Origin of the sequence: uncultured Tateyamaria sp., from assembly GCF_947503385.1 — a bacterium.
Taxonomy (GTDB): Bacteria; Pseudomonadota; Alphaproteobacteria; order Rhodobacterales; family Rhodobacteraceae; genus Tateyamaria.
This window is the reverse complement of sequence record NZ_CANNDO010000001.1, coordinates 844,541-866,233: the sequence shown is the minus strand read 5'-3', so window position 1 is coordinate 866,233 and position 21,693 is coordinate 844,541. Positions and strand designations below refer to the sequence as shown.

The following is a 21,693-nucleotide window of genomic DNA, read 5'->3' as shown; positions in this document are numbered from 1 at the left end:
TCAGCGATCGCTGCCGGACACATTGTCGTTGGGCCGACCCGGCTCACCGATGCTGCCCAGAATATCGCGCACCAGCATTTCGATCAGCCCTTCGGTCGAACTGGGCACCTCGCGGCGTCCCGGTTGCGTTTGCGGCTGGGGCTGCGGTGTCTGGTTGCGCAGCTGTGCGGGCACATTTCCGGGCAAAGGCCGGACCGGCACGCCGTCATGTACGCGGATCATCGCCTCGCGCCAGATTTCCGCCGGCAGGCCGCCACCCGTGACGCCTGTGAGCGGCGTATTGTCGTCATACCCCATCCAGACACCCGCCACGTAATCGGCAGTGAACCCGATAAACCATGCGTCCCGCGCCGCCTGCGTCGTGCCCGTCTTGCCCGCCGCCGGGCGGCCCGGCAGTTGCGCGCGCGCACCGGTGCCTTGGCTCACCACCTGCTCCATCATCCAGATGAGTTGGGCCGCCGCATCCTCTTGGATCACCCGTTCGCCAATACCGCCACCGGTGCCCATCAAGGGCGCGTCGTCGCCCTTGAGCCTTAATTCCACCAGACCGTAGGGCGTCACGGACGACCCACCGTTCAGGATACCCGCATAGGCGCCAGTCATCTCCAGCAGATTGCTTTCGGATGCGCCCAGTGCCAAAGCAGGTCCAGCGGCGAGATCGCTTTCAATGCCGAACTGGCTCGCCACCTGCCGGACAAGGTCACGGCCCACGCTTTCCGAGACTTTGACGGCGGGGATGTTCAGGCTTTGCTCCAGTGCGCGGGCCAGTGTCACGCGGCCCTCATACCGACCGGTGTAGTTCTTGGGCGACCAAGGGCCGGAACCGGGAATGTTGATGGTCAGCGGTTCATCTTCGACCGTGTCGAGTGGCGAATACCCCAGATCAAGCGCTGCGGCATAGACAAAGGGCTTAAACGCTGATCCGGTCTGCCGTTCAGCTTGGATCGCGCGGTTGAACACACCGGCAACGCGGGTCTCGCGCCCACCGACCATGGCGCGCACTGCGCCATCCGCGCTCATCACCACGATAGCGGCCTGCGCCTTGGACCCTTCGCGAACCTTGGTTTCGAAGACCGTGCTGATCGCTTCTTCTGCCGCTTTCTGGATGCGCTGGTCCAACGTGGTAGAGATCACCACGTCTTCGGTCGTGTTGCGGGTGAAAAACTCAGGGCCGGACGCCATAACCCAATCCGCGAAATAGCCGCCCGCCTTTTGCTTGGCGGCAGGGGACAGGGTGGCGGGATTTTGCTGCCACTGGGCCACTTCGGCATCTGACAAATAACCCTGCTCCCCCATCAGGCGTAGAATCGTGGCGGCGCGGTCCTGCGACCGCTGCAAGTTGGCGGTGGGCGCAAGGGTCGACGGGGCTGTGAGCAACCCGGCGATCATTGCACCCTCGGCGGGCGTGGCCGCCGCTGCGGGTTTGCCAAAATACCGTTGCATGGCCGCTTCGGCACCGTAGGCGCCGCCGCCCATATAGGCACGGTTCAGGTAAATCGACAGGATTTCGTCCTTGGAGTACTTGGCCTCCATGGCGAGGGCATAGACACCCTCCTGTGCCTTGCGTTGCAGGGACCCGCGTCGGCAATCGGCGACATATGCCGCCTCGCTTTCCCAAGCCGTCGGATCAAACTCCACCCCGAGGCACAGCAATTTGGCCGTCTGCTGGGTGATGGTGGAGCCACCGTGGCCGGACAAGGGTCCGCGCCCTTCGCTCAGGTTGATGCGCACGGCGCTGGCGACACCACGGGGGCTGATGCCGAAATGGCGGTAGAACCGTTTGTCTTCGGTCGCGACAACGGCGTTTTTCAAGGCAGGCGACACGCTGTTGGCCGTTACAGCCCCGCCAAACTGATCCCCGCGCCACGCAAAAACTGCGCCGTCTCGGTCGACCATCGTCACCGATCCACGGGCACGCCCATCCAACAAGGTGCTTACATCCGGCAGGGTCGTATAGACGTAGCCCACTGCCAACCCCAGCGCGACCAAGCCCACCAGAACAGCCCGCGACGTCACAACCCAGATCAGCCGCATCACCCAGCGGATCAGACGTGTCAGGATATTGCCGCGCTTCTTTGGTGTTGGCGTGCGCTTGCGCCGCTTGGGCGCAGGTTTGCGCGCAGGCTTCTTGGTCCCAGCCTTGGGATACCGGCGATCGGCCACCAGTGGGCGCTTGCCTTTTTTCGCGTTGCTCATCTCTCGACCCCTGCCCGGCCTTTTTCTTTGCACGCACCATACCGTCTTTCTGAGGGTTTGCCACGCGCGGGTCCGTCGCACTGCACGATTCTAGTTCGCACAATTATTAAGCAGCCTACACTTTTTGCGCATTTTTTGTGCACACGCATCTGATCCACCCCCGAAAACATGGGCTGAAATCTTTGCCCTGCGCACGGGATGCTCTCTTTTCCGGGCATGACGCAGGGCCGCCTGCCAAAACGAAGGGGACGCAAGTGAAACTCATCATTGCAACAATCAAGCCGTTCAAGCTGGAAGAGGTCCGCGAAGCGCTGACCGAAGCCGGCGTGCGCGGCATGATGGTCACTGAAATCAAGGGCTTCGGGTCACAATCGGGCCATACGGAGATCTACCGCGGGGCAGAATACGCGGTGAATTTCGTGCCCAAGGTCAAAATCGAGATCGTGGTTGCCGCCGCTATGGCCGACCAGATCGTCGAGACCATCACCAAGACCGCCCAGACAGGCAAGATCGGCGACGGCAAGATCTTTGTCCTCGACGTGCAACAGGCCGTGCGGGTGCGCACCGGCGAAACCAACGAAGACGCGCTGTAAAAGCGGCGGCTGAGATAGGGAAACACGAGAAATGAACCTGAAACGACTTATTCCAATCGCCGCCGCGCTGACGGCTCTGCCGATGGCAGCCATGGCGCAAGACGCGGCCCCCGGTTTCGATGAAATCGGCCCGTACATCATGACAACCCTGCTGTTCTGTATGGCGGGCTTCCTCGTTTTCTTCATGGCGGCGGGTTTCGCCATGCTCGAAGGCGGGCTGGTGCGGTCCAAGAACGTCACGATGCAGATGACCAAGAACATCGCGCTCTTTTCCATCGCGGCCATCATGTACTGGATCGTCGGCTTTAACACGATGTATCCCGGCGACTTCAACGGCTACTTTGCATTGGGCGGTCAAACCGTTCTGGATGCCGTCGGCGTTTCGGCCGCGGATGCAGCCCTTGATTACGCCTCTGTCGGCTCCGACTTCTTCTTCCAGTTGGTATTTGTCGCGGCGACCGCATCCATCGTTTCTGGTGCCGTGGCTGAGCGTATCAAACTGTGGCCCTTCCTGATCTTTGTCGTTGTTTTGACTGGCTTTATGTACCCCATCTCGGGTTCCTGGCAGTGGGGCGGCGGCTGGTTGTCCGAAATGGGCTTCTCCGACTTTGCCGGTTCGACCGTTGTGCACTCTGTGGGTGGCTGGGCCGCTCTGGCTGGTGTGATCGTGCTTGGCCCCCGTTTGGGCAAATACAAGGACGGCAAAGTGAACCCGATGCCCGGTTCGAACCTGGCGCTTGCCACTTTGGGGACATTTATCCTGTGGCTGGGGTGGTTCGGCTTTAACGGTGGTTCGCAACTGGCGATGGGCACCGTGGGAGACGTATCCGACGTGTCGCGCATCTTTGCCAACACGAACATGGCTGCAGCAGCCGGTGCTGTCACAGCGCTGATCCTGACGCAGATCCTTTACAAAAAGCCGGACCTCACCATGGTGCTGAACGGCGCGCTGGCGGGCCTCGTTTCGATCACGGCCGAGCCTCTGGCACCCACTCTGTTTGGTGCGCTGTGGATCGGTGCCGTGGGCGGTATCATCGTGGTCCTGACCATCCCAATGCTCGACAAGTTCAAGCTGGACGATGTGGTCGGCGCGATCCCGGTTCACCTGTTCGCGGGCATCTGGGGCACCATCGCGGTTGTGTTCTACAACTCCGACGCGTCCCTCGTCACGCAGATCACCGGCATCGTCGCCTATGGTGTGTTCACCTTTGTGGCATCCCTGATCGTGTGGTTCATCCTCAAGGCAGTCATGGGCATCCGTGTCGGCGAAGAGGAAGAGATCAATGGCCTCGACATGTCCGAACTGGGCATGGAAGCCTATCCCGATTTCTCCAAGGGCTGAGCTCCTCCTTCCTCTCAACCCTTTTAGACCAACTGGCCGGGCGTTCGCGCCCGGTCTTTTTTGCGCACGCCACAAAAAAGGGCGCGCACATCGTGCGCACCCCAAGCGTTTGTCCCGCCTGAACCCGACCTGCTACAAACTGGGCAACGCCGAAATCTGGATCGTCGCGGTCACCAGCACAAGGGACGCGACCAGCACGGCATAGTTCGGTTGACGCTTTTGGGGCAGCATTGTCCACTGCTGCCACTTGTCGTGAAGTTCTGTCACCAACACCCCTCTAATGAACAGAACGCCACGTTCCATTCTCGGGGAATTGCGGCTTTCTTCGGGCGTTCCTGTGTCAAACCTGTGGCCAACTGCGGGGTCAGACCCCCGCCGCGACAATCGCCTCGGCCAGCACCGGCACCGACGCCTCATTGAGACCCGCAATGTTCATGCGGCTGTCGCCAACCATATATATGCCGTGATCCTCGCGCATTTTTTGCACCAGTTCGGGTGTGGTCCCGAGGCGGGAGAACATACCGCGATGTTCGGCGATGAAGCCGAAGCGGTTGGAACCCGAGCGTTGTTCGAGTTCCTTGGCCAGCTGTTCGCGCAAGGACAACATGCCAACGCGCATTTCTTCCAACTCTGCCAGCCAATCTGTGCGCAGGGCGTCATCCTCTAGGATCATCGTGACCAGTCGCGCCCCGTGGTCAGGCGGGAAGGAGTAATTTTGCCGGTTGAGGAAGGCCAACGTGCCTTGGCGCACAGCCTTGTCGCCGCCGCGCGCCACCAGCATCAGAACGCCGGTCCGTTCACGGTAAATGCCGAAGTTCTTGGAACAACTGGCCGCGATCAGGCATTCCGGCACTGCGACCGCGACGGCACGGGTGCCTGCGGCGTCCGCCTCGACCCCGTCGCCAAAGCCCTGATAGGCGATGTCGATCATCGGGGTAGCCCCGGTGTCGAGCAGAACGGCAATCACCTCTTGCCATTGAGGCAAGGTCAGGTTCGCGCCTGTGGGGTTGTGGCAGCAGCCGTGCAGCAGCACCACGTCGCCTTTGCGCGCGCCCTTGATGTCCGCGATCATGCCATCAAAGTCGACACCTCGTGTTTCAGTGTCGAAATAGCGGTAAGGCACCATGTCCATTCCAAGATAGTCGAGGATCGACAGGTGGTTGGGCCACGTGGGGTTCGACACGAAAACGCGGGCATCTGGGTTGGTCATCTTGATCAGCTCAAACGCCTGCCGCACCGCACCGGTGCCACCCGGCGTCGCAACGGAGGACACATCGCCCCGCGCCACGGCGTCGCCCAGCACCAGCCGGATCATCGCGTCGTTAAAGGCCGGATCGCCTGCAAGCCCCACATAAGACTTGCTCTCCTGCGTTTGCCACAGACGCTCTTCAGCCGCTTTGATGGCGCGCATCACCGGCGTAACACCGGCGGCGTTTTTGTAGACGCCCACGCCCAGATCGACCTTCTGGTCTCGTGGATCGTCGCGGTACATTTGCATCAACGTCAGAATGGCGTCGGGCTTTTGCGCTTTGAGGTGTTCGAACATCAGGCGTCTCCGGTTGCGACGGGGACCATGGGCGACATGCCCCATTCGGCCCAGCTGCCGTCATAGAGGGACCAGCTGTCATGGCCCATCCGCTCAAGCGCGAGGGCGAGGACGGCGGCGGTGATGCCGGAGCCGCAGCTGGTGATGATGGGTTGAGACAGGTCGACACCGGCGGCGGCGAAGATGGCGCGCGTCTCGTCCGGTGACTTCATCGTCTTGTCCTCGTTCAGGAGCGTGTCATAGGGTACGTTGCGCGAACCGGGGATGTGGCCTGCACGCAGGCCTTCGCGTGGTTCAGGCGCGTCGCCGCGGAACCGAGCGGCGGTACGGGCATCGACAATCTGCGGGCTACCCAGTTTCGACGCGCGGCTGACTTGCGTGACGTCGCGCACCAGATTGTTCTGAAAGCGCGCCGTCAGGTGACGGTCCTTGATCACGGGCGGCAGGTCTTCGACCACGCGGTCTTCGGCCTGCCACTTGGGGAAGCCGCCATCAAGGACGGCAACGTCGCGGTGCCCCATCAGCCGAAAGGTCCACCAGACCCGTGGCGCGCTAAGCATCCCGTGGCCGTCGTAGACAACCACCTGATGCCCATCGCCCACGCCCATCGCGCGCATCCGCGACATGAACTTTTCCGGCGGGGGCGCCATGTGCGCCATGTCCGACCGCGCGTCGCTGATTTCGTCGATGTCAAAGAAACGCGCGCCGGGAATGTGGGCGGCCTCGTATTCAGCGCGCGCATCACGTCCCGTGCCGGGAATGTACCACGACGCATCAAGGATACGCAGATCGGGGTCCTTGAGATGCGCGGCAAGCCAATCTGTTGAAACGAGGGTTTTTGGATCGTCGGACATGGTGAGTCTCTGGCCCCTGCGGGAAAAACGCCCTTGGGTAACGCCGCTGGCTGGCCCGCGCAAGGGGCTCTGCCCCTTGGCCTGCGGCCTCACCCCGGGATTTTTTCAGGACAGAGACAGGGACCGTTCAGCCGCGCTCTTTGAGCAGGCGCTGTTTCTGGCGGTTCCAGTCGCGCTTGGCGCTGGTGTCGCGCTTGTCGTGCAACTTCTTGCCCTTGGCGATGCCCAGTTTGAGTTTCGCCATGCCCTTGTGATTGAAATAAAGCACGATCGGCACCAGCGTCATGCCCTGCCGCTGGGTGGCATTCCAGAGGCGCGACAATTCCTTGCGGCTGACCAGCAGCTTGCGGCGGCGACGTTCCTCGTGGCGAAAGGATTTGGCCTGATCGTAGGGCGCGATGTAACTGTTGGTCAGCCACAGCTCGCCCTCGTCCACCTGTGCATAACTTTCGGCGATGTTGGCACCACCCGCGCGCAGGGATTTCACTTCGGACCCTTCGAGCACGATGCCGCATTCGAGGTCATCCTCGATTGCGTAGTCAAAGCGCGCGCGCCGGTTTTCGGCGGCCACCTTGTAGTTGGGGTCTGATTTACCTTGGGCCATGGTTTGGGCATGTAGGCTGTCGGCCTCATGCTCGCAAGGCTTTGTGAGGGCTTCACCGAATCTGAACGGTTTGATTAAAGGATGTCGGGGCACTTTGAGGACGGATTGATGCGACGCGTGATTTGCGCCCTTGCGGCCCTGTTTTTTCTGGTTGGATGTGTGGAGCCTGTGCCGTCGGGCGGGCAGGCGCGCATCATGGCGATGGGTGACAGCCTGTTGGCGTGGAATGCTGGATCAGGCCGCGCCGTGTCGGATGCGCTGGAGGCGCGGTTGGGCCAACCGGTGGTGGACCGGTCGGTGCCGGGGGCGAGCTACCTCTACCCATTGCCCATCAGCGGAAGCCTTGGCCTGCGCATCGAACGGCAGTTCGTGGCGGGCGACTGGGATTGGATTGTCCTGAACGGCGGCGGCAACGATCTGTGGCGGGGCTGCGGCTGCGGCAAGTGCCGGGGTCAACTGGAGCGTCTGATCTCTGCGGACGGGACCAGCGGTGCCATTCCCACGTTGATCGGGCGCATCCGGGCCAAGGGGACGCGCGTGGCCTATGTGGGATATCTGCGCACGCCGGGGTTTCGGTCCCCTGTTGAAGGCTGCGTCGCCATCGGCTCCGCGTTGGAAGCGCGGATTGCCGCACTGGCCGCACGCGATCCGGGCGTTGTCTTCGTGTCCAACAGCGACCTTGTGCCCAACGGCGACCGCAGCTTTCACGACAGCGACCTGCTGCACCCATCCCCCAAGGGCAGCGCCGCCATCGCCGCACGGCTCGCCGCATTGATGCAGTAATCCGGCGGATCAGCCGTCGCGCGTCGCAGCGTTTCCGAAGGTTTGGCGTTCGACCTACATCGCCGCAGCCCATTCCGCGCGCAACAGGTCCATGCGACGCGGGATTTTGTCCGTCAGCATGTCGGCCTGAACGATCCGCTCTGTGCGGAAGTATCGAAACCCGTGCCGCAGTTCGCACCACGCCGCCACGATCCGCCCCACATCACGATAGCCCAAGAGGATCGGCCAGATCACACGATCCGTTTCTGCTCCACTTTCATCGCGGTAAATCAATTGGATCTTGGTCCGACGCCGAATGGACAGCCGGATGTCTGCCGCACTCAGATGCTCTTGGGGTTGGGCCACGGGGGCAACGCTCGTAGCCGGTGCTAAAAAAGAGGCGCGCGCGCTGGCCGGTGACACCGCTTCGATCTTTGAAATCAGCCCCGCGGCAGCCTGTGACAATTCGCGTTCGCCCCGTGTCTGCACCCACTGCGCGCCAAGCACGGCGGCTTCGATCTCGGCCGCGGTCAACATGAGCGGCGGCATATGGAACCCTGCGTTGAGCACATAGCCGACACCTGCCTCCCCCTCGATGGGAACGCCTTGCCCCATGAGGGCCGACATATCGCGGTAAACCGTCCATTTGGTCACGCCCAGTTCTGCCCCAATTGCGTGAGCGGAGATCGGGTGCCGCGCGCGCCTGAGGATCTCAATGGTCTCGAATAATCGGTCTGCGCGTCTCATGCGCCGCTCCTTCTGAAAGACCTCAGGCCAGTCTACCCGATCATGCTGACACCATGCTGTCAGCATGGGCAGGCTAAAAAGGGGCAGGCGAGACAACACAAGGACAAAAGGAATGGATATCAAGGGAAGCTGCGCCTGCGGTCTGGTGCGCTTTGTGATCAAAGGTGCGCCCAGCGCCATGGGCACATGTCATTGTTCGCGGTGCCGAAAACTTGGCGCGTCAACCATCGTATTTGTGAAACGCGAACAATTTCGGCTGGACAGTGATCCAACGCATATCGCGACCCTTGAGCCACAAGCGCCCTTTACCTACACCCGATCATTTTGCCGGACTTGCGGCACATCGCTGGGTGAGCCGCTGTCACCGGACGCGTCATTTCCGGTCAACGCACAGTGCCTCGACGATGATCCCGGCATTCGAAACACATTCCACGAATTCGTCGCTGATGCGCCCCCATGGGCCGATGCCCCGGCAGGCGAGGGGCAAGACGTCACGCCGTAGGTCCAGCGAACCGAGGCGCGTACCTGCGCTGTGAGGGCCTATTCGCCCAGTTTTTTGTGAACTTCGTCGAGATCAATCTCGGCAATGGGTAGCTTGTTCGCAGGGTCTTCGAAATCATATTTGAAGACTTCGAAATCGCGTTTGTAGATTTCGTAGACCAAGTGCATGGACAGATCGTCGAAATAATCCTCGACCGGGTGCGCGCGTTTCGGCCCGTGCCCTTCGCTTTCGTTGAAGCGTGGGACGTTCTTGAGATCGACCTTGTTCGGCGTATCAATCGCCTTCATCACGTCGGCCATGCCTTCGTTGAACTTTTCGGTCCAGATGATCTTGTCATAGCGCCCCCCGTTCACGATGAACGTGCTCACGTGGCCCGACATTGCAGACCAGTGAATGTCCGGCTCCATCGGGCGGCGCCAGCGGATGGTGTCGCGCGCAAACAGCAAAAAGCGTCGGAAGGACTGGATCTGGTCGAACTCCTCCTTGCCGTCGTCGCCGCCCACCTCGATCCCGTATTTCTGGATCAAAAGCGGGACAAGGTTGCCGCGATAGCGTTTGCCATTGCGCTGAATGCCGCAAATCTTGTCGAAAAAGGACGACAGGATACGAGTGTAGGGGTTGCGCACGCAGGTGAAAGCGTAAGAGCCGTGGGTTTTCACATTCTCGGTGATGATCGGCTGGCTCGATTCAAGCGCCCACTTGTGCATACCGCCCTGCGCGTCATGGATATCGCCGTCAAAGAAGGCACCATGATCGGAATAGAACATGATCTGACCAATAGTGGAGCAGGCGCATTTCGGCACCACACGGTACACGACGCTCTCACTTTCCGTCATCCAGGTACCGGGAAATCCCATTTTGCTCGTCCTCATACACACGCCGCGTTGCAGCACGGCTTACCTTAACGTCAAAAAAGCAAAGAAATTGTGTTTATTCAATCTCTGCTTAGTCTTATCTACGTAAACAATCCTGCGTAAAGGGGCAGTTAAGTTTCTCATATGGCAAAAATCGCCTACATCCTGCTGTGTCACAAAGACCCAGAGGCCATCATCAAGCAGGCAGAGCGGCTGACAGCGGCGGGCGATTACATGTCCATCCACTTTGACGCGCGGGCCGATGCGCGTGCGTTTGCACAGATACGCGCGGCGTTGGACGACAACCCCAACGTGACATTCGCCAAACGTCGGATCAAATGTGGCTGGGGCGAATGGAGCCTTGTTCAGGCAACACTTTATGCTGTGGAATCAGCGGTAAAGGCATTTCCGCGCGCCACGCATTTCTACATGCTGTCCGGCGATTGCATGGCGATAAAGTCCGCGGAATACACGCACAAGTTCCTTGATGAGAACGACGCTGATTTTATCGAGAGCTTCGACTATTTCGAAAGCGACTGGATCAAGACGGGCTTCAAGGAAGAGCGGTTGATCTACCGCCACTTCTTCAACGAGCGCAAACACAAGCGGTTGTTTTATGCCAGCTTCAACACCCAGAAACGGTTTGGTCTGACCCGCGAGGTGCCCCACGACTTGCAAGTGATGATCGGCAGCCAGTGGTGGTGCCTGCGCCGCCGCACAATCGAATGGGTTTTGGATTTCACCCGCCAGCGCCGGGACGTGATGCGGTTTTTCCGCACCACATGGATTCCGGATGAGACGTTTTTTCAGACCATCGTGCGCCATCTAGTGCCCGAAGAGGAAATCCGCACACGCACGCTGACCTTTCTGATGTTCACCGACTACGGGATGCCCGTCACATTCTACGACGACCACTATGACCTGCTGCTGAGCCAGGATTTCCTGTTCGCCCGCAAGATCAGCCCCGAAGCGCAGGACCTGAAACGGCGCTTGGGCCTGCTTTATGCCGCGGAAAACGTGCAGTTCCAAATCTCGAACGAAGGGGCGAGCCTGTTCAAGTTCCTGACCGGCCGAGGCCGGATCGGACGGCGCTTTGCCACGCGGTTCTGGGAAACAGAAAGCACGCTGGGCCGCAATCGCGAGCTGATGATCATCATTTGCAAGAAATGGCACGTGGCCAAGCGGCTGCTGGAACGCATCCGCATCATGACCAATGTGCCGACCATCGAATACCTGTTCAACGAAGAGCACACGCCGCTGCCCGATCTGGGCGGGATCCAGACCACGCTGAGCAAGCGCACCCGCCACCGCCGCGCACTGATGCGGATGCTGTTCGACTATTACGAAACGGACCGGCTGATCGTGTGTATGGATCCGGGCGAACTGGACCTGTTGCAGGATTTTGCAGGCGACCGGTCGATCACGCGGATGCTGGAAATCCAGTGCAACTTTTCTGACAGCTATCTGATTGGTCATGCGATGCGCGTGGGGTTGGCCGGTGAACAGACAGCACCGGAAACGCTGGAGCGGTTATTGCCCACGATCCGCAACGACATGACCTTTGAAAGCGACCGCATCCGCGACGCGGAATTCGAACATCTCGAGCAGATTCGCGAAAATGCGGACGTCGACGACAATGCCAAGGCGCTGTCGCGTTTTCTTGCGGTGCCAGAGGACAAGGCGCGCGAGATTGCTGCGGTTGATTACCTCTTTGCCGATTGAGAATATCCGCTCGTACCGTTTGGGCTGACGCGCTATGCACGGGCGCATGTCTGACGGTCCCAGTATCTACGCTATCACCCTGCCCGGCCTTGAGGCCGTGCTCGCCGACGAAGCACGCGCCGCCGGTTTCACGCTGGGCGCAGTCACGCCCGGCGGGGTCGAGATTGCGGGCGACTGGCCCGATCTGTGGCGCGCCAATCTGGAACTGCGCTGCGCCACGCGGGTGCTGTGGCGGATGGGGTCGTTCATGGCCTTTCACCTCGCACAGCTCGATAAACGCTCGCACAAGTTCGATTGGGGCGCGGTTCTGGACCCCGCTGTGCCGGTAAGGGTCGAGGTGGCGACATCGCGCAAGTCCAAGATCTACCATGCGGGTGCTGCGACCAGCCGCGTCGCGGGTGGGCTTGAGGCCTGTGGGTTCACGGTGGCCGCAGACGCGCCGGTGACACTCAAGATACGGATCGACGACAATCGCGTGACGGTCAGCGTGGATACGTCCGGCGATCCGCTGCACAAACGCGGCACCAAGCCGGCGGTGGGCAAGGCGCCGCTGCGCGAGACCATCGCGGCGGCTTTTTTGCGGCAGTGCGGATATGACGGAACCCAGCCTGTTCTGGATCCGATGTGCGGGTCGGGCACCTTTGTGCTTGAGGCGGCCGAGATGTCGGCAGGATTGCAGGCTGGACGCGCGCGCAGCTTTGCCTTTGAGCAATTGCGCGGGTTCGACGCGGATGCAGTCGCCGCCCTGCGGGTGACGGCTCGCCGCGCTACGCCTGCTGTGACGCATTACGGGTCAGACCGCGATCAGGGCGTCATCCAGATGGCGCAGCAAAACGCGGAGCGGGCGGGCGTGTCCGACCTGATCACCTTCGATACCGCCGACGCCATGAAGATCGAGCCACCCGGTGCCGCCGCCGGTCTGGTGATGGTCAACCCACCTTACGGCGCACGGATCGGCAACAAAAAAGCGCTTTATCCTGTCTATGCAAAGCTGGGCGAGGCGCTGCGCACACGCTTTTCGGGTTGGCGTGTGGGGATCGTGACCAGCGAACCATCGCTGGCCAAAACCTGCGATCTGCCATTTCTGCCCGATGGTCCGCCCATCGCCCATGGCGGCCTGCGTGTGCGTCTCTACCGGACCGACCCGCTTGCGTAGGATGGGCATTCTGCCCATCACCCCCTTACTTCCAGGTGTTGAGCCACCGCCGGAAACGGCCGCGCTTTTTCTCAACCGCGTCACCGGCGGCTTCCCAGTTGTCCTGCCATTCCTCCAGCGTGGGATCGATACGGCGCCTGCGGAAACGCCGCCAGCGCACCCAGATGGCATAGAAAATCGCCGCAATGATCGTCAGGACGAGGATGTTCACCCATGGGATGCCCTTGGACGCATCCGGCCCGTCGACCTGCCGGATCGAAACGGCGTTGGGAAAGATCGTCAGAAATTCGTTCCGCCAGCCGTAATGCGTGATCACGAACCATTCCGGCTCGGCGCGGGTTGAAACGGCGTCGGCAGCCTCGGTGAACAGGTTCGAGGTGTCGAACTTGAAATAGGGCGGCCAACTCCAGCCGGTGTCTTCGTTCCGGTACACCATGGGCCGTCCGTTGGCGCGCACCGTCTGGATGAATTGCACATCGCGGTTGATCAACGTGTCGGATTGTTCATCCGGACGCGACCAGAACAGGCGGGTCCAGTCGTTGAGGTCCTGACGTTCTTCAAACACCCGCACAACTCGCACAATGTCGCGTTGCGGCAGGGTGTAGTGCAGCCCGGCCCCCACGGCGACCCAAAAGGCAATCAGAAGTGTCCAGCCGATATAGCGCATATGCGTCCCCTTCAGGCGAAGTTCACGAGATAGATGATAAGGCCGACAACCGCCATGGGCACGACATAAACCCCAAGGATCAGCTTGCGCCGCAGCGACCCGTCGTAATCCGTCAGCCCATGACGCACATAGGCATCGCGGGGCATGTCGATGCCGCCTGCGTCCCATTCGGCCTCAAGCCGGTCACGGGCGCGCGCCCGGCTGTAAAAGCTGAGGCTGATGTAAATAATGCTCAGCACCACAAAGACGATAATGAACAGTCGGATCACGGCCATCTCCTATCTCCTCACTGCGCCCCACGGGCCCACACGGGCGATCATGTCCGGCGCAGGTGTGGCGGGCTCTTCCATCGGCGCATCGTGACCAAACAGCGCCGTGCGCACACCCATCTTGTCCGCTTGATACTCCGCTTCGAGATATTGCGCGACATATTCCTGTTTGGGTGCAGGCCATGATGCATAGGCGGCATAGAACGCCTGTTTATGGCAGATGAACAACTGGCGCACGTCACGCGGGCACAGCTCCGACAGCAGCATATTGACGAGCGGTGCAACGTCGGTATCCGCCGCGCGCAAGGTGTAGAAATAGGCCGGGTGCTCGGACGAGATGCGGGGCCACGATCCGCCGTGTTCCGCCCAGTTCACCAGATCGGCCAGCGCGTGGAATTCGTCGGGCAGGATATCGTGATGACGCCGGGTGAGCATCCGCATGTCCCGCCGCGTGGTGCCGGTCAGATCCACACCGGCCTGCGCCACGGTAGAAATCAGGATGAAGTCCATCTTCTGGCGCAGGATCGCTGCGCCGTCGATGCCGCGTGCCTTGACGATGGGTTCCACCAGATCGTTGTATTCAAAGAACTTGGCGATGCGGTTCCTGTCTGTCAGGTCAAAGCTGTACTTGATCGGCACATCCTCCGGCGCTGACACACTGCCGATAACCGCCGGGTGATCCAGCGTCTGGAACACGTAAACCCCGCCAAAATGCGCCGTCCAGAAATTGCCCGCTTCGATGGTCAGGGGTTTGAGCGTAACGGGCGCGCGCGTGACGTCACCGGTATCACCGGCCAACTGGATCATCTCACCGATCAGGACGTCGTCGAACCACGCGTCCTCTTCGCCCAGAAATGTGTCGATCTTGCCCGCCAGTTTGGCTGCATTGCGCACAGTGCCAGTGGTCGTATCCGCCTCCACCGTGATCGCGCGCAGATCGAACAGGCGCGCAGGATGCGAGATGTCATAGACGGAATTCACCAATTCCCCCGCGACGGCATCGCGGGCGGTCAGGGCAAACAGGGCGGCCTCGTTCTCGGTGATAAACTTTTGCAGGATAGGCCGCGAGATGGAGAATTTCGCGTCCAGCAGCGGACAGCGCCGTTGTTCCGTGCTCAGAAGGATGAATTGCCGGTTCACGCCGTCCTGATTGAGGTATAGCGGGTCGCCTAACTCTTGCCCGATCTCGGGCGAGTAGCCGGAAATGTCGATGTAGAAATCGCTCAGGCCCGTGGTCTTGCCGGTCAATTGTTCAAGCGCCCGGTTATAGCGCGCCGCCAACGCGGGCGAGGCCACATGGAACAGGTTCCCGAACATCAATCCGCGTTTGATAAGCTCGATCATGTGTCTTTGCCTTTCAACATGGCAGTGCGCGTGGCCAGAGCGACGCAGCCGGGAATACAAAGGGCCACAGCAGAGAACAGGAACGCGCCCTCTTCGGTCGGATCGGTGAACCGCAGCGGGTGGCCATAGGCGTCCATCAGCCACATCAGCACGACCCCGACCCCAAACAGCAGGACCGTGCACAGGATCGCCACCGCGCCGCTGGGCAGGCCCGTTGCACGCGCGATGGGTCCCGGCAGCGCCCAACCCGCCGCAAGGATCAGAACAGTGGCAACGATCAGATGAAGCGTCATGCTTTGCCATACCGGTAGATGAACGGGACCGAGAGGGCGAGAAGCGGCAATGCGAAGGCGCGGTAGGTGACCCGCACGTTAAAGCCGATATAGGCACCCCAGTCGTTGTTGAAGAGCAGCAGGCTTTCCGACAATGGCGTGCCTTCGAAACCGAGTGCCGTGGTGATACCGGCCTGCACCGCAAAAAGCAGCGCCGCCGCCGCAACAAATCCCGCCACGCCCCAATGGAGCGGCACCAACAGGCCGGTGACAAGGGCAAGTGCGGAGATACCAAGCAGCAGTATCATACGTCTTTCTCCATCGACAGGTCCCTGCCCCGCCAATGCTCGACCCGTTGCGCCATGTTGAACCACGACAGCAACAGCATCGGCACCCACGCCACAGCAAAAAGCGCCGCGTTGATCAGGGCGATTTCAGCCACCAAAATGGCACCCCCCATATCCAGCGCATGAACATAGCTGCCAAAATCAAACGCGACGAGCACAGCTGCCGACGCGGCAACAAGCAAGATGGCGGCGCACAACACGGCGATGCAAACCGACCAATGCGACCGAGTGTCATCGGCTACCAACATCCGCGGCAACACCCAACCCAACACACCCAAAATGATGAGCGGCACGCCGGTGTTCCAGAAGGTAATGGTGTCTGTGTGCATCAGACTGGCTTTGCAGCGGTCAAGGCGGGCAAACCAAAGTGCGGGTCCGAGCGCCGTTGGCGCAGGCCGGGACGGCGGCACACGGCCAGCATCAGTGTAGACCGACACATGTCACGACACCTGCGGAGGACCCTTTGCAAAACTATTCCTTCCCCGCCAGATACCGTTTTTTTGCCGCTTCCTGACGCCCGAAATCTCGGACCATCGCGTCAATGGCGACCTCGTCGGACTTGTCAGCATAGCGGAACTCTGAATCCGCGTAGCGGTTGATCTCTTGGATCACCATGTCCACCGTGATGGGCACGCGCAGCTCGGAAATCATCGCCTTTTTGGCGTCATAATCCTTGAACAGGAACAATTCCGGGTTTTCCATCCATGCGTCGGGCAGTTCGAAATCCATCGCACGGACCTTGACCGCATCTGTGATGTTCTTGATCGCCCGGCCGGTGAACCGTTCGTCCGCTTCCTGAATGCCTTTGAGGTAGGTGCCCAGCTTCGCAATCGTGTTCAGTTCGCCGATCTGGGAATGCACGCGGTCGAACACTTCCATCAAACCGGCTTCATGCGGTCGGCTGTGCGACTCGAACGACGCCGCCACAGCCTTTTTGATTTCCTGGGCGGAGAACACCTCGTGCTGACCCACGGGGATGTCATGGTTCTTGCCCATGAGCAGGTAGAGGATGTCGATGTAATCCTCGCGCGTTTGCGGCCCGTCCACGAGGAACCGCGCACCCGCCCGTTGGCGCAGCGCGTCGTCCACGTTTTCGGGGTAGTTCGAGAACATACCAAAGGTGCAGTTGCCCCGCACAACCGTGTTGGCCCCGGCAAAGCTTTCCATCAGCACCGCCGTAATCTCAAGCTGACCCGCCGAGGATTGGCGGTCGCCGCGCTTGCCCGCCAACTGGTCGATATCATCAATGGTGCCAAATCCGATCGCATTCGGATCAAGCACGTTGTTGATAAACGCCTTAGCGTTCTGGCCCGATTTGCCCTGATAGCTGTCGATGTTGTCGGTGGACAGGTTCTGATAACGAAAGGCGTAGCCCGCAACCTTGCAATAATCGTTGATCAGACCTGCCATCATCTGGATCAGCGTGGTCTTGCCCGTTCCCGGCTTGCCGTCACCCATAAAGGTAAAGATAAAGCCGCCCAGTTCGGCAAACGGGTTGAGGCGGCGGTCAAAATCGTAGGCCATCAACATCTTGGCCAGTTTCATGGCCTGATATTTGGCGATGTGGTTGCCCACGACCTCGTTGGGTTTCTTGAACGTCATCGTCAGCGTGGATGACTTGGCCTTGGTGGCAGGTGTGAACCCTTGCACTGTGAAATCATCCGCCTCCACGTGCCAACTGGCACCGGTAAAGGCGGCGAGACGCGGCGCCGTCTGGGCGCGCATGGCGACCTTTTCCATCAGCGCTTCGGCAAATGCGGTGATGGTGGCGACCAAATGTGTGTCGTCGGGCGCATGGGCGGCGATGTCCTGATCCAGTTCCCACAGGCACCCGTGCATGGCCGTCTGACCGTTGTCGGTCAGGATCTCTTCGACCTCGTCCACCTCGACCGTGACTTCGGTCTGGTGCGACGACAACATGTAAGCGGTCGCATTGCCAAAGACGTACAGGGTGATCAAAGCCTCCGCCGCCAGCAACTCTGCAAACTCGGTCTTGCGCGCGGCAGGCAACGCGCCTTCGAGGTTGGCGCGTTTCAAATCGCCCAGACCAGACACGGACGCATAATTTTCCGCCACCGCCAAAGCGATGGAAATGGCGCGGCGCAGCGCATTCAGCACGGTCGCCTGCACCGGCGACATCAGCGCATCATCGTCATCCGCGCCTTCGATGGTGCCCAGCAACTGCACCGCCCCCGTGGGCACAGTCCGCCGCGTCACCAGACCCGGTGTGGTTGACCGAAACCGCCGCCGCGTGCCCACGCCAGATGACCGTTCGGCTTGCGGCACCTCTTTGCCCTTGCCGATACGCGGCGCGTGGTCGAACCCCTGAAGCATGGCCAGCGCCATTGGGTAGTGGGCGACAATCTCCTGCTCGCGCAGTTCCATCTGATCGGATGTTTGGCTCATTTCTTGTTCCTCTTGGGGCCGCCTAGCCAGCCGCGATAGATGATGTAATTGACCGCCAGCCACATGGGCCAACCTGCGATCACCCAGAACTTGACGGACGCGGCATAGCGGCCGCCGTCTTCGACGATACCGGGGAACAGCAGCCAAAAGAGGGTCAGTGCGACCCAAATGGTGGCGGCGATGTTATGGTCTTGCTTGCGCCGCATCGGGTAGGCCACGAATGTGTTTGCTTTGCCCGACATGGTCAGTATCTCAGCACGCGGCCCGATGGGCTGACAACGAATTTGCGAACCGTACCAAAGCCGGGTGGGTTCATTTCTTCAAGCGATTGAAAGGCACGTTGCGGCAGTACAATGGACCGTTCGAGCCGCGTGGTCCCCGTCTCTGCCCCGCGCCCGGCAAAGGGGTCGAGCGCGAACACCTCGCGCTCCACGGTGGAGAACCAGCCGTGCCGTTCTTCGATGACCCGTTCGGACCGAAGCTCTTCTTCTGTCCAGACCAGCGCCCAGTCCTGCCCCTCGGGCGCACGCGCCGCGGCAAGGACCTGGCTCACCGGACCGGGCTGGGTGGTGAACGCGGACGAATACATCGGACCCACGTGGAACCGGCGCAGACGCTTTGGGTGCAGGTCGGCAAAATCCTCATCAAAGCCTTTGGCAATCGTCACCAGCTTGAGCGCGCCAAGGGATTGCGCCATCAGGTGCGCCTGCACTTCGGGCCAGCGCCGCTGATCCTTGGGCAGTGCGGTGCGCCCGCTGTCCTCCAGTTCCATCATGTATATGACGGGCAGGTTCAGGCCACTGTCATAAACAGCCCAGTGGACACGGAAGGTGCGACGCCTTTCGTTGATATTGCCGGTCCAGACAATTTCCGGATCGTTGCGGGGCCAGAACAGGTGACCTGTCCGCAACTCTTCGTAATAGAGCCGTTGGGACAGGGCAAATTGCAGCTTGGTCGGAACTTGGCGGTCGCCGACGATCACCTCCACCATCTGCTTTTTCAACTCTGCGGCGGAGGGGCTGTTGGCCAGATGCCGCTCGGCCTGCTGCGCGTCGCTGGCCATGGTCAGGATTTCGTCGGCGGCGGGAAACCCGCTTTCGCGCGCATCAATGGCGAGGCTGCCAAAAAAGCGCCCGGTATCTCGTCCGACCAGCAGATATTTGAGGCTAAGCGCGCGAAACGTAAACGTCATTTCGGCGATATAGCGGGTAAGAATCTTGACCTCGTCCCGGTTCAACCCGCCCTCCGCTTCCATCACCGCGGCGACCCGGCCCAGATGCGAGATGATCGTCTCGAACTTGCGGAAATAGCGGCGCGAGGCAAAAAGATCGGTCAGGCCCGTATGTTCGGCTTTGGTATTCAAATGCGTCCGCCCTGTCTGTCATGTGCAAAGAGCAGAACCCAGCCGTGGCGACGGGCGCTGTCCCCGGCAGGGGACGCAGTCAGCGGTTGCTGTTGCAAACGGTCCTTCACCCGCTCTTGCGCCCTTTGGTCAGCAGATACAGCCCCACGATCCCGCAAAAGAACCCGACCGCATTCACCCAAGCGGGCGCGCCAAAGGCGAGAGTGGCCAGCAGGCTGACGATAGACACGCCGATGGCGGCAAAACCCAGCTTCATCGCTTAACCACCATAGGCGTTGGCGTCGTGTTTCTCGACGATATCAGCAAAACGGCGGGCAAAGCGTTCATCGGCCTTTGCCTTCTGCTCCAGCACGTCGCGGGCAAAGACCATCTGGTCCTCGTGCGCCTCAAGCATATCCGCCATCCGCTGGTTCGTGGCGGCACCGATGCCAGCCATGGCGGTTTGCGCCTCTTGGTCCGTTTTCACACCGATCTCGTTGATGCGGTGGGCGACGTCCTGTTGCTGCGCGGTTTTCAGCGATTTGGTCAGCGCATCATAAAGTACCACGCGCTGTTTGGTGTCGGTCTGCAACTTGTTGATCAGCACCATCTGGGTCGCGGCCTGGTTCTGGAGCGAGTCCACCCAAGTCTTGCCCTTTTCGATATAGCGTTCGAGGGTCTGGGACTTGGCCACTTTGACTTGCTCGTCCTGCACCATCTCGTTGTAGGATTTGTTCAGTTCGGCCAGTTCGGTTTCCAGCGCGGTGCGCGCCGCGGCATCGGTTTCGGAGGCGATCTTGTTTTCCAGTGCGATGATCTTGGGGTCCATCGCCTTGATCTCCTCTTGCAGGGACGACAGCTCCTGCACAGTGAATTCACGTTCATCCAGTGTTTCGGTCAGGTTGCCCTCGACCTTGGTCTTTTGCTCTTCGAGCACGGCAAGCTGCCCTTCGAGCAGTTGGACGATAACGTCGGACTTGCTGATCAGGTCTTGCAGTTTGTCATCAATGGAGGCGGTTCGGATGCGTTCCTGACGCATTGATTCCGCCTTGGCCTTGGCAAAGACACCAACAAAGCTTTCCCAACCGGTTTTGGACCGGATTTCGTCAAAGTCCTTGGAAAACGCAGAGGTCACATCGTCCAGCCCCATGATCAGTTCGGCAATGTTGGCGTTCATCAGTTCCGTATGGGCGTGAACGTCGTCAAGCGAGGCGTTCTCGATATCCAGCGAAATGTCCGTTCCCGACTTCATCTTGTCGCGCGCGACTTCGATGCGACTGGTGAGTTCTGCAATTTTTGCCTGAGCCTCTTCCACCTGCGCCTGAGATTCCCGCACCTGTGTGTCAAAATCAGCCATCAAACTCTCCCTCTTTATCAATGCGTTGCAGCACATATAAGCAATGTAACGGGGATTTACATCCGCTACCCCCGGAATTCCCGCAAAGTGTTGCAAATGCGTATGCCAATGAAAAGCGCAGCTGTGGGGTTTTCTCGTGTCAGCGCGCAGGTTAGGCATTTGAACAGAGTTCAGGGAGCCGAGCCATGGCCAAAGCCGCCGAAACACGCCGCAAGGCACTGCGTGACACGCTGATCGACCTTGCCGAGGCAGAGATTGAGGCAAATGGCATCGCCGCAATCAAAGCGCGCCCACTGGCGCAAGCGGCAGGCTGTTCGGTCGGAGCCATATACAACGTCTTTGGCGACCTTGAGGATATCATCATCGCCGTGAATGGCCGGACCTTTCGCAAGCTGGGCCAGTTCGTCGCCGCCGCATTGAACGAACAGGTCGGGCTGCCGCCCACGGAGCGGCTAGTGGTCATGTCTTATGCCTATCTCGACTATGCTGCGGCCCACCCGCGCCTGTGGCGCGCGCTCTTTGATCTTCAAATGTCGACCGATATGGACGTGCCGGATTGGTATCTTGAGGAACTGGGCCGCCTGTTCAGTTACATTGACGGACCGGTGCAGGAATGTTTCCCCAAGATGAGTGCCGAAGAGGTCACGTTGATGACCCGCGCGCTGTTTTCATCCATTCACGGCATCGTCCTGCTGGGTCTCGAAAACCGCATCTCCGGCGTACCGAGGGATCAGATCCGCAATATGATTGCCTTGATCCTGCGTTCTGCAACTGGAAACACACCGTTCTGAACAGTGTTCAACTTTTTTCT

General features: G+C 60.3%; 25 protein-coding genes. 7 read left to right on the top strand and 18 right to left on the bottom strand.

Going from position 1 to position 21,693, the window contains the following annotated elements:
* Positions 1–2,196: a PBP1A family penicillin-binding protein gene (locus Q1A85_RS04260; RefSeq protein WP_299685550.1), complete on the bottom strand. Its 2,196-nt coding sequence runs from the start codon at positions 2,194–2,196 to the stop codon at positions 1–3.
* Positions 2,197–2,450: 254 nt separating this feature from the next.
* On the opposite strand from Q1A85_RS04260, the gene Q1A85_RS04255 reads away from it, so the two are divergent.
* Together Q1A85_RS04255 and Q1A85_RS04250 are read left to right on the top strand one after the other, a co-directional pair.
* Positions 2,451–2,789, top strand: coding sequence for a P-II family nitrogen regulator (locus Q1A85_RS04255; RefSeq protein WP_299685547.1), 339 nt, complete (start codon positions 2,451–2,453; stop codon positions 2,787–2,789).
* A gap of 31 nt (positions 2,790–2,820) precedes the next feature.
* On the top strand, positions 2,821–4,131 hold the full coding sequence (locus Q1A85_RS04250; RefSeq protein WP_299685544.1) for an ammonium transporter: 1,311 nt from the start codon (positions 2,821–2,823) through the stop codon (positions 4,129–4,131).
* 132 nt (positions 4,132–4,263) lie between these two features.
* Here Q1A85_RS04250 and Q1A85_RS04245 read toward each other — a convergent pair whose 3' ends face one another.
* The 4 genes from Q1A85_RS04245 to smpB form a co-directional block, all read right to left on the bottom strand.
* Positions 4,264–4,398 (bottom strand): hypothetical protein, encoded by a 135-nt coding sequence (locus Q1A85_RS04245; RefSeq protein ID WP_299685541.1) that lies wholly within the window; start codon positions 4,396–4,398, stop codon positions 4,264–4,266.
* A 97-nt stretch (positions 4,399–4,495) separates the two neighbouring features.
* Positions 4,496–5,677, bottom strand: a complete 1,182-nt coding sequence (locus tag Q1A85_RS04240) for an amino acid aminotransferase (protein ID WP_299685538.1) — start codon at positions 5,675–5,677, stop codon at positions 4,496–4,498.
* Positions 5,677–6,531, bottom strand: coding sequence for a 3-mercaptopyruvate sulfurtransferase (sseA, locus tag Q1A85_RS04235; RefSeq protein ID WP_299685535.1), 855 nt, complete (start codon positions 6,529–6,531; stop codon positions 5,677–5,679). Before sseA ends, Q1A85_RS04240 begins: the two co-directional genes overlap by 1 nt.
* A gap of 127 nt (positions 6,532–6,658) precedes the next feature.
* On the bottom strand, positions 6,659–7,135 hold the full coding sequence (gene smpB / locus Q1A85_RS04230; RefSeq protein WP_299685532.1) for an SsrA-binding protein SmpB: 477 nt from the start codon (positions 7,133–7,135) through the stop codon (positions 6,659–6,661).
* Between the two features lie 108 nt (positions 7,136–7,243).
* On the opposite strand from smpB, the gene Q1A85_RS04225 reads away from it, so the two are divergent.
* Positions 7,244–7,918: an SGNH/GDSL hydrolase family protein gene (locus tag Q1A85_RS04225; RefSeq protein ID WP_299685529.1), complete on the top strand. Its 675-nt coding sequence runs from the start codon at positions 7,244–7,246 to the stop codon at positions 7,916–7,918.
* A 54-nt stretch (positions 7,919–7,972) separates the two neighbouring features.
* On the opposite strand, the gene Q1A85_RS04220 is transcribed toward Q1A85_RS04225, so the two are convergent.
* Complete coding sequence (locus tag Q1A85_RS04220) at positions 7,973–8,644, bottom strand: YafY family protein (RefSeq protein ID WP_299685526.1); 672 nt, start codon at positions 8,642–8,644, stop codon at positions 7,973–7,975.
* Positions 8,645–8,756: 112 nt separating this feature from the next.
* Here Q1A85_RS04220 and Q1A85_RS04215 point away from each other — a divergent pair, with 112 nt between their 5' ends.
* Complete coding sequence (locus Q1A85_RS04215) at positions 8,757–9,146, top strand: GFA family protein (RefSeq protein ID WP_299685523.1); 390 nt, start codon at positions 8,757–8,759, stop codon at positions 9,144–9,146.
* A 38-nt stretch (positions 9,147–9,184) separates the two neighbouring features.
* Here the strand turns inward: Q1A85_RS04215 and Q1A85_RS04210 are convergent, their stop codons facing one another.
* Positions 9,185–10,003, bottom strand: coding sequence for a sulfotransferase family protein (locus Q1A85_RS04210; protein WP_299685517.1), 819 nt, complete (start codon positions 10,001–10,003; stop codon positions 9,185–9,187).
* 141 nt (positions 10,004–10,144) lie between these two features.
* Here Q1A85_RS04210 and Q1A85_RS04205 point away from each other — a divergent pair, with 141 nt between their 5' ends.
* Both Q1A85_RS04205 and Q1A85_RS04200 read left to right on the top strand, forming a co-directional pair.
* The gene (locus tag Q1A85_RS04205; protein ID WP_299685514.1) at positions 10,145–11,722 is read left to right on the top strand and encodes a DUF5928 domain-containing protein; all 1,578 of its coding nucleotides are present in this window, start codon (positions 10,145–10,147) and stop codon (positions 11,720–11,722) included.
* A gap of 46 nt (positions 11,723–11,768) precedes the next feature.
* Complete coding sequence (locus Q1A85_RS04200; protein WP_299685512.1) at positions 11,769–12,878, top strand: class I SAM-dependent RNA methyltransferase; 1,110 nt, start codon at positions 11,769–11,771, stop codon at positions 12,876–12,878.
* Positions 12,879–12,903: 25 nt separating this feature from the next.
* Here Q1A85_RS04200 and Q1A85_RS04195 read toward each other — a convergent pair whose 3' ends face one another.
* The 11 genes from Q1A85_RS04195 to Q1A85_RS04145 form a co-directional block, all read right to left on the bottom strand.
* The gene (locus tag Q1A85_RS04195; RefSeq protein WP_299685509.1) at positions 12,904–13,545 is read right to left on the bottom strand and encodes a DUF1523 family protein; all 642 of its coding nucleotides are present in this window, start codon (positions 13,543–13,545) and stop codon (positions 12,904–12,906) included.
* Between the two features lie 11 nt (positions 13,546–13,556).
* Positions 13,557–13,820, bottom strand: coding sequence for a hypothetical protein (locus Q1A85_RS04190; RefSeq protein WP_299685506.1), 264 nt, complete (start codon positions 13,818–13,820; stop codon positions 13,557–13,559).
* A gap of 3 nt (positions 13,821–13,823) precedes the next feature.
* Positions 13,824–15,158, bottom strand: coding sequence for a DUF6638 family protein (locus Q1A85_RS04185; protein ID WP_299685503.1), 1,335 nt, complete (start codon positions 15,156–15,158; stop codon positions 13,824–13,826).
* The gene (locus Q1A85_RS04180; protein WP_299685500.1) at positions 15,155–15,451 is read right to left on the bottom strand and encodes a hypothetical protein; all 297 of its coding nucleotides are present in this window, start codon (positions 15,449–15,451) and stop codon (positions 15,155–15,157) included. Before Q1A85_RS04180 ends, Q1A85_RS04185 begins: the two co-directional genes overlap by 4 nt.
* Positions 15,448–15,738 (bottom strand): hypothetical protein, encoded by a 291-nt coding sequence (locus tag Q1A85_RS04175; RefSeq protein ID WP_299685497.1) that lies wholly within the window; start codon positions 15,736–15,738, stop codon positions 15,448–15,450. Before Q1A85_RS04175 ends, Q1A85_RS04180 begins: the two co-directional genes overlap by 4 nt.
* Positions 15,735–16,106, bottom strand: a complete 372-nt coding sequence (locus Q1A85_RS04170) for a hypothetical protein (RefSeq protein WP_299685494.1) — start codon at positions 16,104–16,106, stop codon at positions 15,735–15,737. Before Q1A85_RS04170 ends, Q1A85_RS04175 begins: the two co-directional genes overlap by 4 nt.
* Positions 16,107–16,248: 142 nt before the next feature.
* Positions 16,249–18,183, bottom strand: a complete 1,935-nt coding sequence (locus Q1A85_RS04165; protein ID WP_299685491.1) for an ATP-binding protein — start codon at positions 18,181–18,183, stop codon at positions 16,249–16,251.
* Complete coding sequence (locus Q1A85_RS04160; RefSeq protein WP_299685488.1) at positions 18,180–18,425, bottom strand: hypothetical protein; 246 nt, start codon at positions 18,423–18,425, stop codon at positions 18,180–18,182. Before Q1A85_RS04160 ends, Q1A85_RS04165 begins: the two co-directional genes overlap by 4 nt.
* A gap of 2 nt (positions 18,426–18,427) precedes the next feature.
* Positions 18,428–19,546, bottom strand: coding sequence for a hypothetical protein (locus Q1A85_RS04155; RefSeq protein ID WP_299685485.1), 1,119 nt, complete (start codon positions 19,544–19,546; stop codon positions 18,428–18,430).
* 106 nt (positions 19,547–19,652) lie between these two features.
* On the bottom strand, positions 19,653–19,802 hold the full coding sequence (locus Q1A85_RS04150; RefSeq protein WP_299685482.1) for a hypothetical protein: 150 nt from the start codon (positions 19,800–19,802) through the stop codon (positions 19,653–19,655).
* 3 nt (positions 19,803–19,805) lie between these two features.
* Positions 19,806–20,882, bottom strand: coding sequence for a hypothetical protein (locus tag Q1A85_RS04145; RefSeq protein ID WP_299685479.1), 1,077 nt, complete (start codon positions 20,880–20,882; stop codon positions 19,806–19,808).
* Between the two features lie 185 nt (positions 20,883–21,067).
* Between Q1A85_RS04145 and Q1A85_RS04140 the strand changes: the two genes are divergently transcribed.
* Positions 21,068–21,673 carry a TetR/AcrR family transcriptional regulator gene (locus tag Q1A85_RS04140; RefSeq protein WP_299685475.1) on the top strand — a complete coding sequence of 202 codons (606 nt, stop codon included), beginning with the start codon at positions 21,068–21,070 and terminating at the stop codon, positions 21,671–21,673.
* Positions 21,674–21,693 lie beyond the last annotated feature (20 nt).

What these genes read in the sequence shown, in the direction of transcription:
- Q1A85_RS04175 (WP_299685497.1), bottom strand. Translation starts at nt 15,738, where the DNA reads ATGATACTGCTGCTTGGTATCTCCGCACTTGCCCTTGTCACCGGCCTG.
- smpB (WP_299685532.1), bottom strand. Translation starts at nt 7,135, where the DNA reads ATGGCCCAAGGTAAATCAGACCCCAACTACAAGGTGGCCGCCGAAAAC.
- Q1A85_RS04240 (WP_299685538.1), bottom strand. Translation starts at nt 5,677, where the DNA reads ATGTTCGAACACCTCAAAGCGCAAAAGCCCGACGCCATTCTGACGTTG.
- Q1A85_RS04225 (WP_299685529.1), top strand. Translation starts at nt 7,244, where the DNA reads ATGCGACGCGTGATTTGCGCCCTTGCGGCCCTGTTTTTTCTGGTTGGA.
- Q1A85_RS04210 (WP_299685517.1), bottom strand. Translation starts at nt 10,003, where the DNA reads ATGGGATTTCCCGGTACCTGGATGACGGAAAGTGAGAGCGTCGTGTAC.
- Q1A85_RS04170 (WP_299685494.1), bottom strand. Translation starts at nt 16,106, where the DNA reads ATGCACACAGACACCATTACCTTCTGGAACACCGGCGTGCCGCTCATC.
- Q1A85_RS04190 (WP_299685506.1), bottom strand. Translation starts at nt 13,820, where the DNA reads ATGGCCGTGATCCGACTGTTCATTATCGTCTTTGTGGTGCTGAGCATT.
- sseA (WP_299685535.1), bottom strand. Translation starts at nt 6,531, where the DNA reads ATGTCCGACGATCCAAAAACCCTCGTTTCAACAGATTGGCTTGCCGCG.
- Q1A85_RS04185 (WP_299685503.1), bottom strand. Translation starts at nt 15,158, where the DNA reads ATGATCGAGCTTATCAAACGCGGATTGATGTTCGGGAACCTGTTCCAT.
- Q1A85_RS04165 (WP_299685491.1), bottom strand. Translation starts at nt 18,183, where the DNA reads ATGAGCCAAACATCCGATCAGATGGAACTGCGCGAGCAGGAGATTGTC.
- Q1A85_RS04220 (WP_299685526.1), bottom strand. Translation starts at nt 8,644, where the DNA reads ATGAGACGCGCAGACCGATTATTCGAGACCATTGAGATCCTCAGGCGC.
- Q1A85_RS04215 (WP_299685523.1), top strand. Translation starts at nt 8,757, where the DNA reads ATGGATATCAAGGGAAGCTGCGCCTGCGGTCTGGTGCGCTTTGTGATC.
- Q1A85_RS04140 (WP_299685475.1), top strand. Translation starts at nt 21,068, where the DNA reads ATGGCCAAAGCCGCCGAAACACGCCGCAAGGCACTGCGTGACACGCTG.
- Q1A85_RS04180 (WP_299685500.1), bottom strand. Translation starts at nt 15,451, where the DNA reads ATGACGCTTCATCTGATCGTTGCCACTGTTCTGATCCTTGCGGCGGGT.
- Q1A85_RS04200 (WP_299685512.1), top strand. Translation starts at nt 11,769, where the DNA reads ATGTCTGACGGTCCCAGTATCTACGCTATCACCCTGCCCGGCCTTGAG.
- Q1A85_RS04150 (WP_299685482.1), bottom strand. Translation starts at nt 19,802, where the DNA reads ATGAAGCTGGGTTTTGCCGCCATCGGCGTGTCTATCGTCAGCCTGCTG.
- Q1A85_RS04195 (WP_299685509.1), bottom strand. Translation starts at nt 13,545, where the DNA reads ATGCGCTATATCGGCTGGACACTTCTGATTGCCTTTTGGGTCGCCGTG.
- Q1A85_RS04250 (WP_299685544.1), top strand. Translation starts at nt 2,821, where the DNA reads ATGAACCTGAAACGACTTATTCCAATCGCCGCCGCGCTGACGGCTCTG.
- Q1A85_RS04145 (WP_299685479.1), bottom strand. Translation starts at nt 20,882, where the DNA reads ATGGCTGATTTTGACACACAGGTGCGGGAATCTCAGGCGCAGGTGGAA.
- Q1A85_RS04160 (WP_299685488.1), bottom strand. Translation starts at nt 18,425, where the DNA reads ATGTCGGGCAAAGCAAACACATTCGTGGCCTACCCGATGCGGCGCAAG.
- Q1A85_RS04205 (WP_299685514.1), top strand. Translation starts at nt 10,145, where the DNA reads ATGGCAAAAATCGCCTACATCCTGCTGTGTCACAAAGACCCAGAGGCC.
- Q1A85_RS04260 (WP_299685550.1), bottom strand. Translation starts at nt 2,196, where the DNA reads ATGAGCAACGCGAAAAAAGGCAAGCGCCCACTGGTGGCCGATCGCCGG.